Annotated in this window: 14 protein-coding genes; 7 read left to right on the forward strand and 7 right to left on the reverse strand. The window is 74.2% G+C overall.

Annotated elements, in window-relative coordinates; translation table 11 throughout:
• Positions 1 to 130 precede the first annotated feature (130 nt).
• Positions 131 to 571: an SHOCT domain-containing protein gene (locus ACZ4VL_RS12075; protein WP_468198761.1), complete on the reverse strand. Its 441-nt coding sequence runs from the start codon at positions 569 to 571 to the stop codon at positions 131 to 133.
• Positions 571 to 960, reverse strand: a complete 390-nt coding sequence (locus ACZ4VL_RS12080; protein ID WP_468198763.1) for a DUF6325 family protein — start codon at positions 958 to 960, stop codon at positions 571 to 573. The genes ACZ4VL_RS12075 and ACZ4VL_RS12080 overlap by 1 nt, the downstream gene beginning before the upstream one ends.
• Before the next feature lie 95 nt (positions 961 to 1,055).
• On the opposite strand from ACZ4VL_RS12080, the gene ACZ4VL_RS12085 reads away from it, so the two are divergent.
• The 3 genes from ACZ4VL_RS12085 to ACZ4VL_RS12095 are packed head-to-tail and all read left to right on the forward strand — an operon-like array spanning position 1,056 to position 4,601.
• Entirely contained in the window at positions 1,056 to 2,462 is a 1,407-nt protein-coding gene (locus tag ACZ4VL_RS12085; protein WP_468198765.1) for an FtsW/RodA/SpoVE family cell cycle protein, read from the forward strand.
• On the forward strand, positions 2,459 to 4,051 hold the full coding sequence (locus tag ACZ4VL_RS12090; RefSeq protein ID WP_468198767.1) for a penicillin-binding transpeptidase domain-containing protein: 1,593 nt from the start codon (positions 2,459 to 2,461) through the stop codon (positions 4,049 to 4,051). The genes ACZ4VL_RS12085 and ACZ4VL_RS12090 overlap by 4 nt, the downstream gene beginning before the upstream one ends.
• A 43-nt stretch (positions 4,052 to 4,094) precedes the next feature.
• On the forward strand, positions 4,095 to 4,601 hold the full coding sequence (locus tag ACZ4VL_RS12095; RefSeq protein ID WP_468198769.1) for a DUF3291 domain-containing protein: 507 nt from the start codon (positions 4,095 to 4,097) through the stop codon (positions 4,599 to 4,601).
• 22 nt (positions 4,602 to 4,623) lie between these two features.
• Here ACZ4VL_RS12095 and ACZ4VL_RS12100 read toward each other — a convergent pair whose 3' ends face one another.
• Entirely contained in the window at positions 4,624 to 5,790 is a 1,167-nt protein-coding gene (locus ACZ4VL_RS12100) for a ferritin-like domain-containing protein (protein ID WP_468198771.1), read from the reverse strand.
• A gap of 196 nt (positions 5,791 to 5,986) precedes the next feature.
• On the opposite strand from ACZ4VL_RS12100, the gene ACZ4VL_RS12105 reads away from it, so the two are divergent.
• Complete coding sequence (locus tag ACZ4VL_RS12105) at positions 5,987 to 6,973, forward strand: AurF N-oxygenase family protein (protein WP_468198773.1); 987 nt, start codon at positions 5,987 to 5,989, stop codon at positions 6,971 to 6,973.
• 74 nt (positions 6,974 to 7,047) lie between these two features.
• Here ACZ4VL_RS12105 and ACZ4VL_RS12110 read toward each other — a convergent pair whose 3' ends face one another.
• Positions 7,048 to 7,593, reverse strand: a complete 546-nt coding sequence (locus ACZ4VL_RS12110) for an RNA-guided endonuclease TnpB family protein (protein ID WP_468198776.1) — start codon at positions 7,591 to 7,593, stop codon at positions 7,048 to 7,050.
• Here ACZ4VL_RS12110 and ACZ4VL_RS12115 point away from each other — a divergent pair.
• Both ACZ4VL_RS12115 and ACZ4VL_RS12120 read left to right on the forward strand, forming a co-directional pair.
• Positions 7,510 to 8,229 carry a TetR/AcrR family transcriptional regulator gene (locus tag ACZ4VL_RS12115; RefSeq protein WP_385830901.1) on the forward strand — a complete coding sequence of 240 codons (720 nt, stop codon included), beginning with the start codon at positions 7,510 to 7,512 and terminating at the stop codon, positions 8,227 to 8,229. The two genes, ACZ4VL_RS12110 and ACZ4VL_RS12115, sit on opposite strands and share 84 nt — an antisense overlap.
• A 10-nt stretch (positions 8,230 to 8,239) precedes the next feature.
• Positions 8,240 to 8,527 (forward strand): hypothetical protein, encoded by a 288-nt coding sequence (locus ACZ4VL_RS12120; RefSeq protein ID WP_468198778.1) that lies wholly within the window; start codon positions 8,240 to 8,242, stop codon positions 8,525 to 8,527.
• A gap of 56 nt (positions 8,528 to 8,583) precedes the next feature.
• On the opposite strand, the gene ACZ4VL_RS12125 is transcribed toward ACZ4VL_RS12120, so the two are convergent.
• From ACZ4VL_RS12125 to ACZ4VL_RS12135, 3 genes are all read right to left on the reverse strand, one after another.
• Complete coding sequence (locus ACZ4VL_RS12125) at positions 8,584 to 9,873, reverse strand: histidine kinase dimerization/phospho-acceptor domain-containing protein (RefSeq protein WP_468198781.1); 1,290 nt, start codon at positions 9,871 to 9,873, stop codon at positions 8,584 to 8,586.
• Positions 9,870 to 10,661 (reverse strand): coiled-coil domain-containing protein, encoded by a 792-nt coding sequence (locus ACZ4VL_RS12130; protein WP_468198783.1) that lies wholly within the window; start codon positions 10,659 to 10,661, stop codon positions 9,870 to 9,872. The genes ACZ4VL_RS12125 and ACZ4VL_RS12130 overlap by 4 nt, the downstream gene beginning before the upstream one ends.
• A gap of 120 nt (positions 10,662 to 10,781) precedes the next feature.
• Positions 10,782 to 11,351 carry a hypothetical protein gene (locus ACZ4VL_RS12135; RefSeq protein ID WP_468198786.1) on the reverse strand — a complete coding sequence of 190 codons (570 nt, stop codon included), beginning with the start codon at positions 11,349 to 11,351 and terminating at the stop codon, positions 10,782 to 10,784.
• Positions 11,352 to 11,545: 194 nt separating this feature from the next.
• On the opposite strand from ACZ4VL_RS12135, the gene ACZ4VL_RS12140 reads away from it, so the two are divergent.
• A complete protein-coding gene (locus ACZ4VL_RS12140) occupies positions 11,546 to 12,346 on the forward strand; it encodes a nuclease-related domain-containing protein (RefSeq protein WP_468198788.1) in 801 nt (266 codons plus the stop codon).
• Positions 12,347 to 12,415: the final 69 nt, after the last annotated feature.

Consider the following 12,415-nt stretch of genomic DNA (forward strand, 5'->3'; position numbering starts at 1 on the left):
GGGGGAAATTCCCCCGACGGCCACCGCCGCGGCGGGACGCGGGCGCGGGCGCGCCGGATCCGGCCGGGCCCGGGCGCAGGGCCGGCGCCCGTGTCGGCCCGCCCCCCGTCGGGGCCGCTGCACGAACCGGTCAGGGGTTCAGCAGGCGGGACTTGGCCGCGGTGAACTCCTCGGGGGTGAGGAGGCCCTCCCTGGCCAGGGCGGCCAGTTGGGTCAGGTGGGCCGTCAGCGCGCCCCCGGCGTTCGCAGCCGCCGGCCCGGGGGACGGCCCTGCCCCCGGCCCCGCGCCGACCTCGGCCCCGGGGCGCATCTCCTCCCCGGTGTCCACCCCCTCCCCGGTGTCCACCGCCTCCGCGGTCGCGGGCGCCTCCGCCGCGGGCCCCTCCGCATCCCCCGCCGCCCCGGCGAAGGGCGGCGGCCCGCCCGCATCCGCATCGTGCTGCGCCGGCCGGACCGGAAGCTGGGCCGCGTCCCAGACGTAGGCGCCGCGCGCCAGGATCCCCCGGAGCAGCGGCCGCCCGGCGGGGCGTTGCGCCGGGTGGACGACGGGGCCGACGGGTCGGATGAACATCAGGCGACCCCCAGCCGTTCCGCCGGGATCCGGACGGATCCCGCGATCCGCCCGCCCGCCGCCCGTACGGCGATGGCGGCGTCCTCGGCCCAGACGTGCTCCACCACCAGCAGCAGTGCGCAGCTGCCCCGTTCCATCAGGTCCGCGGCCTCCTTCACGTCCTCGGGGCCGATCAGCCGGGCCGCTTCCCGGTGGGCGAGGAGACCCTGGAGTTCCACGAACTCGTCGAACTCCGCGGCCAGCACCTCGCCCCCGGCGGTCTTGGTGGTGACCAGGCCGTCGATGAGCCGTACGTTCCCGGTCTTCCGCAACCCCAGCACCGCCTCGACCGCCGGTACCCGCAGCTGTTCTTCCGGGAAGGCGAGGACGATGAACTCCACTGGTCCCATGTGCCGCGACTCCCACTTCCGACTGTTTCTGACGATTCTTCGGCACCCTATGACATAAGCGGACATGTCACCCGTCCACTTGCTACGTTTCCCGTATGACCGCTCTGACGGCTGAGGTGGCGGAGCCCTTCCCGCACCCGCCCCCCGGCGTCCGTCCGTCCCGGCGCGGGGGAGCCGAGCTGACGCTCCTCACCGGGGCCGTCCTCATCTGCGTGCTCGGCCACCTCTCCGTCGGCCTCGCCGCCACCGGCCGGCCGCCCGGGACGACCGCGCGCTACGCCGCCGGGCTCGGCTGCGCCGCCCTGCTCGCCCACCTCGCGGTCCGCCTCCGGGCCCCGTACGCCGACCCGGCGCTGCTCCCGATCGCCTTCCTGCTCAACGGGCTCGGCCTGGTCCTCATCCAGCGCCTGGACCTGACCACCCCGGCCGCCGACGCCGCCGCAGGGGACCAGCTGCGCTGGTCGGCCCTCGGCATCGTCCTGTTCGTGCTCGTCGTCGCGGCCGTGCGCGACCACCGGGTGCTCCAGCGCTACGCGTACCTGTCGGTGGCGGCGGCCCTGGTGCTGATGCTGGTCCCGGTCTTCTTCCCGGCGGTGAACGGGGCGCACATCTGGATCCGGTTCGCGGGGTTCTCGTTCCAGCCGGGGGAGTTCGCGAAGATCCTGCTCGCCGTGTTCTTCGCCGCCTACCTCGCCGCGAACCGCACCGCCCTCGCCCTGACCGGCCGCCGCCTGTTCTGGCGGCTGCGGCTGCTCCCGGGCCGGGTCCTCGGCCCGATCCTGGCGGTCTGGCTGCTCAGCGTCGGCGTGCTCGTCCTGGAGCGGGACCTCGGCACCTCCCTCCTCTTCTTCGGCCTCTTCGTGATCATGCTGTTCACGGCCACCGGGCGGATCGGCTGGATCGCCGTCGGGCTGGCCCTGGCCGCCGCGGGTGCGTACGCCGTCGGCAGCCTCGAACCGCACGTCCACGGCCGGGTCGACGATTGGCTGAATCCTTTCGCCTCCATCGACCGCGGCGAGGGCCCCGGACAGCTCGCCCAGTCCCTCTTCGCCTTCGGCGCCGGCGGGCTCCTCGGTGCCGGACTCGGCCACGGCCAGTCCTTCCTGATCGGCTTCGCCGCCAAGTCCGACTTCATCCTCGCCACCGCCGGCGAGGAGCTCGGCCTCGTCGGCCTCACCGCGGTCCTGCTGCTCTACGGGATCCTGGTGGACCGCGGCTTCCGCGCCGGGCTCGCCCTGCGCGACCCCTTCGGGAGGCTGCTGGCCACCGGACTCGCCTCCATCGTCGCGCTCCAGGTCTTCGGCATCGCCGGGGGAGTGACCGGCCTGATCCCGCTCACCGGGATGGCCATGCCCTTCCTCGCCCAGGGCGGCTCCTCCGTCGTCACCAACTGGATCATCGTCGCGCTCCTGGTCCGGCTCAGCGACAGCGCCCGCAGACCGCGCCCCGCCCCCGCCGGGACGGGGCCCGGAGCGGCCGGCGGGGCGGTGGCCGGCCGGTGATCCGCTACATCCGGTGGTGCGCGTACTTCTGCGCCCTGATGCTCGCCGCCCTGCTGGCCAACGTGGTCCGGGTGCAGGTCTGGGAGGCCGCCGCCTACGGGGCGAACCCGGCCAACAAGCGCCCCGCCATCGAGCGGTACGCCCAGCGGCGCGGGGACATCCTGGTCGAGGGGCGGCCGGTCACCGGATCCCGGGACAGCGGCCAACTGCTGCGCTACGAGAGGACGTACGCCCACGGCCCGCTCTACGCGCCCGTCACCGGCTTCTCCTCCCAGACCTACGGCACCAGCCTGCTGGAGCGGGCCGAGGACCCCGTCCTCGCCGGCACCGACCCGGGGCTGTCGTTCTTCCCGCTCTGGTACGAGCTGTCCCGCGGCCGACCCGACGGCGGCGACGCCGAAACCACCGTCCGGGCGGCCGTGCAGCGGGCCGGGTACGGCGCGCTGGCGGGCAAGCGGGGCGCGGTGGCCGCCCTCGACCCCGCCACCGGCAGGATCCTCGCGCTGGTCAGCAGCCCCTCGTACGACCCGGGGGTGCTGTCCGGCACCGGCCCGGGCGTCACCGCGGCCTGGACGCGGCTGAACGCGGACCCGGCCCGGCCGATGCTCAACCGGGCGCTGCGCGAGACGTACCCGCCCGGCTCCACCTTCAAGATCGTGACGGCGGCCGCGGCCCTGGACGCGGGCGTGGTCACGGACGTGGACGCGCCGACCCGCACCCCCGACCCCTACCCGCTGCCGGGCACCAGCACCCTGCTGCCGAACGTGGGCACCGGCTGCCGGGACGCCTCCATGGCGGAGGCGGTGCGGCACTCCTGCAACACGGTGATGGCGAAGATCGGCGTGCAGGTGGGGCTGCGGGGGATGGTGGAGGCGGCACGCCGGTTCGGCTTCAACGAGGAGGGCCTGCGGGTGCCGGCCTGGGTGTCCCGGTCGAACTTCGACACCGACATGAGCCCCGACCAGCTCGCCCTGTCCTCGATCGGGCAGTTCAACACGAAGGCGACCCCGCTGCAGATGGCGATGGTGGCCGCGGCCGTCGCGTCCGGCGGCGAGCTGAGGGCCCCGTACCTGGTCGAGCGGACCACCCAGGACGACGGGAGCCAGGTCCGGCGCGCCGGCCGGCGCAGCCTCGGCCGCGCCATGAACCCGGCGACGGCCCTGCGGCTGCAGCGGCTGATGGTGAACGCCGTCGAGGACGGTACCGGGCGCAACGCGGCCATCCCGGGGGCCGAGGTCGGCGGCAAGACGGGCACCGCCCAGCACGGCGTGGGCAACGCGGGCACCCCGTACGCCTGGTTCATCGGCTGGGCCAAGGCCGCGGGCGCACCGCTTCCGGAGGTGGCGGTCGCGGTCGTCGTCGAGGACGCGGCGGGCGACCGCGGGCACATCAGCGGCAACAGTGCGGCCGCGCCGATCGCCCGCGCGGTGATGGAGGCGGCCTTGCGCGACGGGGCGCGTGCGGCCGCCCCTGCGGCCCGGCCCCGGCCTGCCACCACGCCGGGGCCTGCGGCCACGCCCCGGCCCCCGGCCCTGCCGCCGCGTGCGTTCGCGCCCCCGTCCCCGTCCCCGTCCGCGTCCGGGGAGTGAAATGCCCTGCACCGCGGACGGGTCGGCTGGTACCGCTACGTTCATGACCCTTGAACGCGAACCCGTATCCGAATCCGTGGCCGAACTCGCACAGGTGAACATAGCCCGACTCAAGTACTCGTTGGACTCACCGCAGTTGAAGGGCTTCGTCGACGCCCTCGACCCGGTCAACGCCGATGCCGACGCGGCCGACGGGTTCGTGTGGCGGCTCCAGTCGGAGGAGGGCAACGCCACCGACGTGGCGGTCTTCGACGACGCATGGCTGATCCTGAACATGTCCGTGTGGCGGGACCCCGAGGCCCTGAAGGCCTACATGTACCGGGGCCGGCACCGGGAGGTCCTGGCCCGCCGCCGGGAGTGGTTCGAGCACGTCACGGACGCGATGACCGCCCTGTGGTGGGTCCCGGCCGGGCAGCGGCCCACCGTGGCGGACGCCGAGGAACGGCTCCTCCACCTGCGGGAACACGGCCCGACCCCGTACGCGTTCACCCTGCGCACGGACTTCCCGCCGGAGCCTGGGCGGGAGTCGGCGCCGACGACCGCCGGGTAGCGGCGGGGCGTCCGGCTACCGGCTACGGGGCCTCGGGACCCGCCCGGCCGTCCCGCCCGCCCCCGCCTTCCGTGTCGACTGCGCCCTCCTGCGCCCCCTCGGCGATGGCGGCCGCCACCTCCGCCACCCGCGCCGCCTCCTCGGCCGCGAACCGCTCGCGGTCGAGGGCCTCGGCGACCTCCTCGTCCTGGCTCATCAGCAGGTCCAGGTTGGAGTCGCCCATCTCGAAGACCCCCATGTCCAGGTAGGCCTTCTGCAGCCGCGGCCCCCACAGGCCGATGTCCTTGACGCACGGCACGATCCGGCTGAACAGCAGCCTGCGGAACAGGTGCAGGAACTCCGACTGCTCGGTGAACCGCACCGCCTCCTGCCGCGGGATGCCGAAGTTCTCCAGCACCTCCACCCCGCGCAGCCGGTCGCGCATGAGGTGGCAGCCCTCGATCACGAACTCCTCGCGCTCGCGCAGCTCGGCGTCGGTGAGCTGCCGGTAGTAGTCGCGCAGTGCCATCCGTCCGAACGCCACGTGCCGTGCCTCGTCCTGCATCACGTACGCCAGGATCTGCTTCGGCAGCGGCTTGTCGGTCGTGTCGCGGATCATCCCGAAGGCGGCCAGCGCCAGCCCCTCGATCAGCACCTGCATCCCCAGGTAGGGCATGTCCCAGCGGGCGTCGCGCAGGGTGTCCCCGAGCAGGCCCTGGAGGCTGTCGTTGATCGGGTAGAGCAGGCCGATCTTCTCGTGCAGGAAGCGGCCGAAGACCTCGGCGTGCCGGGCCTCGTCCATGGTCTGGGTGGCGGAGTAGAACTTGGCGTCCAGGTCCGGGACCGACTCCACGATGCGCGCCGCGCACACCATCGCGCCCTGTTCGCCGTGCAGGAACTGGCTGAAGTTCCAGGAGGCGTAGTGCCGGCGCAGCTCGCCCTTGTCCTGCTCGGTGAGTTTCGACCAGTAGCGGGTGCCGTGCAGGGTCAGGGCCTCGTCCGGGGTGCCGAGCGGGTTGTGAGGGTCGACCGGCAGGTCCCAGTCGATGCGCTTGGCGCCGTCCCACTGCTTGTCCTTGCCCTTCTGGTAGAGCGCGAGGAGCCGTTCGCGGCCCTGCGCGTACTCCCAGTTGAAGCGGGCCGCGCCGGTGGCCGGGACCTGCCAGACGTCCTCGTCCGGGACTGCGGTGTAGAGCTCGTGCGTCGACACTGACGCCCCCTCGCCTCGCGTACTGCCGTGCAGGACAGGATCGTTGGCAATGTCACACGTTGGTAGACGCGCAGTCAACAAGTGGCGCGCAGGGGATTGACGCTCTTGCTGACAAGCAGTCTCATAACTGGTGACCGCACCGGGGGATCGCAGCCGTGACCCCAACCCACCCCGGAACAGGGCGAGGTGCCCCGCCATGACGACCACCACCGACCGCACGGACGACCGCGGGACCGACCGAGGCAAGGGCCGCGGGACCGACCGCGACCAGGCCCTCCGGGACGCCCTCGGCCTCCTCAAGGACCGCGAGGAGACCGCCGCACGCCTCCTCGACTCCTCCGCCAAGCACTCCTTCGACCCCGACGAGGAGCTCGACTGGGACGCCCCGCTGGTCGACGGCGCGTACTACTGGCCCCCCGAGCTGCTCTCCCTCTACGACACCCCGATGTGGAAGCGGATGAGCGAGGAGCAGCGCATCGACCTGTCCCGCCACGAAGCCGCCTCGCTCGCCTCCCTCGGCATCTGGTTCGAGATCATCCTGATGCAGCTGCTGGTCCGGCACATCTACGACAAGTCGCTGACCAGCAACCACGTCCGCTACGCGCTCACCGAGATAGCCGACGAGTGCCGGCACTCGATGATGTTCGCCCGCATGATCCAGAAGGCCGGCGCCCCCGCCTACCCGGTCTCCCGCCTCAACCACAACCTCGCCCGCGTCCTCAAGACCGTCTCCACCACCCCCGGCTCCTTCGCCTGCACCCTGCTCGGCGAGGAGATCCTCGACTGGATGCAGCGCCTCACCTTCCCCGACGAGCGCATCCAGCCGCTGGTCCGCGGCGTCACCCGGATCCACGTCATCGAGGAGGCCCGACACGTCCGTTACGCCCGCGAGGAACTGCGCCGCCAGATGCTCACGGCCCCGCGCTGGGAGCAGGAGCTGACCCGGATCAGCTGCGGCGAGGCCGCCCGCGTCTTCTCCCTCGCCTTCGTCAACCCGCAGGTGTACGAGAACGTCGGCCTCGACCGGCGCGAGGCCGTCGCCCAGGTCAAGGCCAGCGGCCACCGCCGCGAGGTCATGCAGACCGGAGCCGGGCGGCTCACCGACTTCCTCGACGACATCGGGGTCCTGCGCGGCGTCGGCCGCCGGCTCTGGCGAAGCTCCGGACTCCTCGCGTCAACTTGACCCGGTCTCGAAGGGCCGGGTTTGGAGGTGGGGCGCGGCTGGTTGTCGCGTGGCCTCCTCCGTCTGAGCCACCTCTATGGGGTGGCTGGGACGCGTGACTCACGCCCCGCTGTCCACGCGGTCTGGCCCTTGCGGGCGAGGTTGTGGGACGCGTTGTCGTCCGCGTGCTTGAGGGTCCCGCAGGACCGGCGTGCGAACGTCGCTTGATCGACGCGGTTGTTCCGGTCGATGTGGCCGCACTCGGAGCATTGCTGGCTGGTGTACGCAGGATCGACGTACACCAGCGGCACTCCGGCCCGCTTGGCCTTGTACTCGATGTACCGGACGAGCTGGTGGAAGCTCCACGTGTGCAGGGTGGTCCGCTGGTCCTTGCGGAGCCGTACCCGGCTGCGGATGCCCGTGAGGTCTTCGAGGGCGATACCGGACGGGGCGCGGGCGCGGGCCGGCGGCCCGGGGGCGGCGGGCCCCGGCTGCCGTGCGCAGACCGCGTTGCTGCGGCAGTCCTGCGGCCGGCCCGCGGCGGCTACCCTGCGGGCATGACCGCACCCGCGTACCGCAGGCTGAGCGTCGAGGAGCGGCGGGCACAGCTCCTCGACGTGGCACTGTCGCTCTTCGCGCACCGGGCGCCGGAGGAGGTCTCCCTCGACGACGTCGCCGAGGCGGCCGGTGTCTCCCGGCCCTTGGTGTACCGCTACTTCCCCGGCGGCAAGCAGCAGCTCTACGAGGCCGCCCTGCGCTCGGCCGCGGACCGGCTCGACCAGTGCTTCGCCGTACCCCGGACGGGCCCGCTGACCCAGCGCCTGGCCCGGGCCCTGGACCACTACCTGGCCTTCGTCGACGAGCACGACACCGGCTTCACCGCCCTCCTCCAGGGCGGCAGCGTCGTGGAGACCTCCCGCACGACCGCCACCGTCGACGGCATCCGCCGCGCCGCAGCCCGCGAGATCCTGCTCCACCTGTCCGTCCCCGCGCCCGGACCGGGGCCCCGGCTGCGCATGATGGTCCGCACCTGGATCACCGCCGTCGAAGCCGCCTCCCTGATATGGATCGACGAGGGCAAACAGCCCGACGCCGGCACCCTGCGGGACTGGCTGGTGGACCAGTTCATCGCCCTGCTGACCGCCACCGCCGCCACCGACCCCGAGACGGCCGCCGCGGCCCGCGCGGCACTCGCCCTGGAAACCGCCGACGGGCCGGCCGGAGTCCTGGCGCGGCGCGTGATCCCGGTGGTCTCCGAGGCCGCCCACCTGCTGTGACACTGGAGGGGTGAGAAGCGAACCCACCCCCTTCGAGGGCGGCCCGATGGACGGCCGCACCCTGCCGATCCTCGTCGGTCCGACCGGCCACCCCCCGAAGTGGTACGAGATCCCGGTCCCGGCGCCGGACGGCGGCCCCCCGACGGTCCTGCTGTACGAGCGGGTCCCCGCGGGCTACACCAGACGGCTGGGCCTCCAGAAGGGCTGGAAGTACACGTACTCCCCGGACGCGGAGAAGCCGAGGCTCCGCTGGCCCTGGACCAAGCCCACCCGACGCACCCCTCCGCCGAACGAGTAACCCCCCGTCGGCCCCCGCGTGCCCGTACCCGGGCCGCCGTGGGCCCCGTCGCAGGGTCAGCGGCGCGGGGGCGGGCCGCCCGGGCCGCCCGGGTGGGCGGGGGCGCCCGGATGCGGTGGGGGCGGGGTGTCGGGCAGGGTCAGGGTCGCCAGGGCCCCGCCGGATCCGGGGTTGCCGAACTCCAGGCGAGCCCCGATCACCGCCGCCTGACCCAGCGCGATCGTCAGGCCCAGCCCGTGTCCCCCCGGGCCGCCGCTGCGGAACCGCTCCGGTCCGTGCTCCAGCAGGTAGGCGGGGAAGCCGTCCCCGTGGTCCCGGACCGTCACCACCGGCCCGTCCACGGTCAGCACCACCGGGGTCCGGCCGTGCCGGTGCGCGTTGGCCACCAGGTTGCCCAGCACCCGCTCCAGCCGCCGCCGGTCCGTCTCCACGTGCGCGTCCCGCACGACCACCACCTCGGTGTCCGTACCCGACGCCCGCACCACCCGCCGGGCCAGCCGCCCCAACTGGTGCAGGTCGCCCTCCACCACCTCGCTGCCGGAGTCCAGCCGGGAGATCTCCAACAGGTCCTCGGTCAGCCCCCGCATCGTCCGCACCCGCTCCTGCACCAGCTGCGTCGCCCGGCCATCCGGCAGCAGTTCCGACGCCGCCTGCAACCCCGTCAGCGGGGTCCGCAGCTCGTGGGCCACGTCCGCCGTGAACCGCTGCTCGCGCAACAGCTTCGCCTGCAGGGTCCCCGCCATCGTGTCCAGCGCCGCCGCCACCGTCGCCACCTCGTCCTGGTGCCGTGCGGGGTCCTTCGTCCGCGGATCGTCCACGCGCGCGTCCAGGTCCCCCTGCGTGATCCGCCGGGCCACCGTCGCCGTCTGGTGCAGCCGCCGCGTCACCCGCGTCACCGCGAACGCGCCGAGCAGCAGCGTCCCGCCGATCGCCACCACCGAGGAGCCGATGATCGCGTTGTCGAGACCGCTGATCGTCCGCGCGCCCTGCGCGTAGTCGACGTACGTGGCCAGCGCCTTCCCGTCCGCCGGCGCCGCCGCCCACATCACCGGCCGGTCCTCGGCCAGCATCGTCCCGCGCCGCCCGCTCAGCGCCAGCTGCCGCAACGGCGGCGGCAGCCCGGCGGGATCCGGTCCCGCATCGGGCGGCAGGGGCTCGCCCGCCTCGTACTCCGCGACCACGCCGCTCAGCTTGTCGAGCGCCTTGTCGCGGGCCGTGGTGAGGGTCTGCCGGGTCACCTCCACGTGGACGAGCACGCCGAGCGCGGCCGCCAGCGCACAGCACATGACGACGATGAAGCACCCCGACTTCCAGGTCAGCGACGCCGTCCACGCGGGGGCCCTCACGACGACTGCCCCGGCGTCCCGGGCGGTCCCTGCGTCCCGGGCGGTTCCTGCGTCGGGGGCTGCGGTGACGCCTGCGCCTGCGCCTGCGTCTGCGGTACGCGGACGATCTGCTCCCGCGTCGGCAGCATCGTCCGCTCCTTGGAGTCCCAGGACCAGGCGGTGACCAGCTCGTAGCCCGGGTTTCCGCTCGGTACCCGCAGGACCACGTCCTGCCCGGCCAGCTCCACCCCCACCACGGACTCCGTGGTCGTCATGATCCGGTTGAGCAGCCCGTTCCGGTCCGCCGTGTACACCCGTACGGACATCATCCCGTCGGGCATGTCGATCCCGACGACGAGCTCGTCCCGCCCGTTCCCGGTCAGGTCCCGGTAGTACGGCGTCAGCACCGGGCACGCCCCCGCCGGTTCCTTCCCGCAGGCCTCGACCGCCGCCGCCGTCTCCGGCGGCACACCGGCGGTGCCCGCCGCCACCTCGGCCTTGACCAGGGCCACCGGATCGACCTCGTGCACGTTCTGGCCCCGGACGGGCGGCAGCCCCGGCACGTACACCGCGGGCGCGCCCCCCGGATCCGCGGGCGGCACGGTCGCCCCCTGGCGGCCGGGCCACAGCTGCACGGGCCCGCTCGCGGTCGGCACGACCCCCGCACTGACCAGCCCTCCGCCCCCGCCGCAGCCGGCGACCAGCAGCAGCGCCGCGCACGCAGCCGTACGCAGGGCCGCGCGCCGGGTCGTGCGCCGGGTCGCGCGCCGAGTCGCTCGCGGAGCCGCGCGCAGGAGGGGCGTCCTCATGACCTGCGGGACCTCCTCTCCGCGGCACGACCGGGTGCGTTCCGAGCACCCGCGGTCCGACCGTCCGTGGTCCGGCCGCATGCAGAGATATGCCCCGATTCCCCCGGAACCTCCCCGGAATCAGCCGTCGGTACGCCCGCGCCGCAGCATCGCGAAGCCGAGCCCCGCAGCCCCCACCGCCGCGATGCCGCCGCCCGCGGCCAGCAGCAGCACCCCGTCGCCCGGCTCGTCGGCCAGCGTGTTCAGGCGCAGCGCCCCCGTGCTCGGCTCGGGCACGGCGAGGACGACCCCGTCGCGCGTCGCCGTCTTGTGGCCGCCGGGCACGTTGCCGCCGGGCGCGTGTCCGTCGGGCGCGCCGCCGTCGCCGATCCAGGACGTGATCCGCCCGTCGGTCCGCAGGGCGGCGTGCATCGCCCCGCCGCCGATCGCGACCGCACCGTCCCCGCTGTGCAGGGTGGCCGTCCTGGCCCCGTCACCGCCGAGGACGTCCGCCCGGTAGACACCGTCCGCGACCTCGTAGACCTCGGCCCGGGACACCCCGTCCGCGAGCGCCACCCGCTTGACCGGCGTCCGCGCCGCCGACGCCGCGGGCAGCCCCTCGGCGAGGGCCGCGGCCGCGGGCAGCACGACCAGACCTCCCGCACACGCGCCCACGGCGGTGGCGCGGACCACAGTACGGACGATGCTCACGCGGAGCCCTCCTTCGTCATCGCCACCCGACGTCATCGCCACCAACCTAGGAACCCGCCGTTGCGGTACCGCGATGAGCGTGTAACAGGAACCCGGCAGACTCCCGTAGAAGCCGTTACACGACCGAGAACTCCCCACGGGGGATTGCCCCCGGCCCCCCGCCCTGGTCCCATTGACCCCGGGGGGTGACGTCCATGCGCGGACTCACAGTGCTGCCCAGCGGCCGCCCCGGCCGCGGCCGGCTCTACGTGAACCTGCCCGACGGCCGGGCGGTGGCCTGGTACGACCGGCAGACCAACCGGATCAGCGTGCTCGCCGACCAGCACCGCGAAGCCGTGGTCACGGCGCTGCGGCCGTACCTCGGCGGCGCCTGGACCATCGGCCCGCCGCCCGTCCCCACCCGGACGGAACTGCGCCGCCTCGCCCTGCCGCCGGACGAGGACCTCGCCCCGAACCGCCCGGGCGAAACCCTGCTCGGCGAACTCGCCCACGGCTCCGCCGGCGCCCGCACCCGCCACCGGCTGCGTCAGGAACTCACCGCCCAGCAGCGCATCGGCGACCTCCTCGACGCCCTCGACGCCGACGGCTGGCGGGTCGTGCACTGCATCCCGTTGCGCGCGCTGGGCCGCCTCGACCACCTGCTGATCGGCCCCGCCGGCGTCTTCTGCATCCGCAGCCTCCCGGGCCGCCGCCAACGCGCCGTCGTCGGCGACCTCCTGCTCGGCGTGGGCCGCGCCGACCCCCGCCCCGATCCCCGCTGGATCCGCCGCGCGGCCGCCGCCGCCACGCGGGCGCTGGGCGCCACGGCCACGCCTTCGCTGGCCCTGGTCGACGCCTCCCGCGTCGACGTGGCCCCCACGGTCCGCGACATCCGCGTGCTCGAACCGGCCACGGCCGCCGCCGCCCTGGCGTCGTCGCCGCTCACGCTCAAGCCGCCGGACGTCGAGGGACTGTTCGCGCTGGCCCGGGACGCCCGGACGTGGCAGGGGCGGTGACACGGCCCGGGGGACCCGAAGGGCCGAGCCCACCTTCCGTCCGCCGGGCCGCGCTCCCCCGCCGGCCGG

This window comes from Streptomyces sp. NPDC029014, assembly GCF_055564695.1.

Coding starts and splice junctions, on each gene's coding strand:
- ACZ4VL_RS12075 (WP_468198761.1), bottom strand. CDS start 571: ATGTTCATCCGACCCGTCGGCCCCGTCGTCCACCCGGCGCAACGCCCC.
- ACZ4VL_RS12080 (WP_468198763.1), bottom strand. CDS start 960: ATGGGACCAGTGGAGTTCATCGTCCTCGCCTTCCCGGAAGAACAGCTG.
- ACZ4VL_RS12085 (WP_468198765.1), top strand. CDS start 1,056: ATGACCGCTCTGACGGCTGAGGTGGCGGAGCCCTTCCCGCACCCGCCC.
- ACZ4VL_RS12095 (WP_468198769.1), top strand. CDS start 4,095: ATGACCCTTGAACGCGAACCCGTATCCGAATCCGTGGCCGAACTCGCA.
- ACZ4VL_RS12105 (WP_468198773.1), top strand. CDS start 5,987: ATGACGACCACCACCGACCGCACGGACGACCGCGGGACCGACCGAGGC.
- ACZ4VL_RS12115 (WP_385830901.1), top strand. CDS start 7,510: ATGACCGCACCCGCGTACCGCAGGCTGAGCGTCGAGGAGCGGCGGGCA.
- ACZ4VL_RS12130 (WP_468198783.1), bottom strand. CDS start 10,661: ATGAGGACGCCCCTCCTGCGCGCGGCTCCGCGAGCGACTCGGCGCGCG.
- ACZ4VL_RS12140 (WP_468198788.1), top strand. CDS start 11,546: ATGCGCGGACTCACAGTGCTGCCCAGCGGCCGCCCCGGCCGCGGCCGG.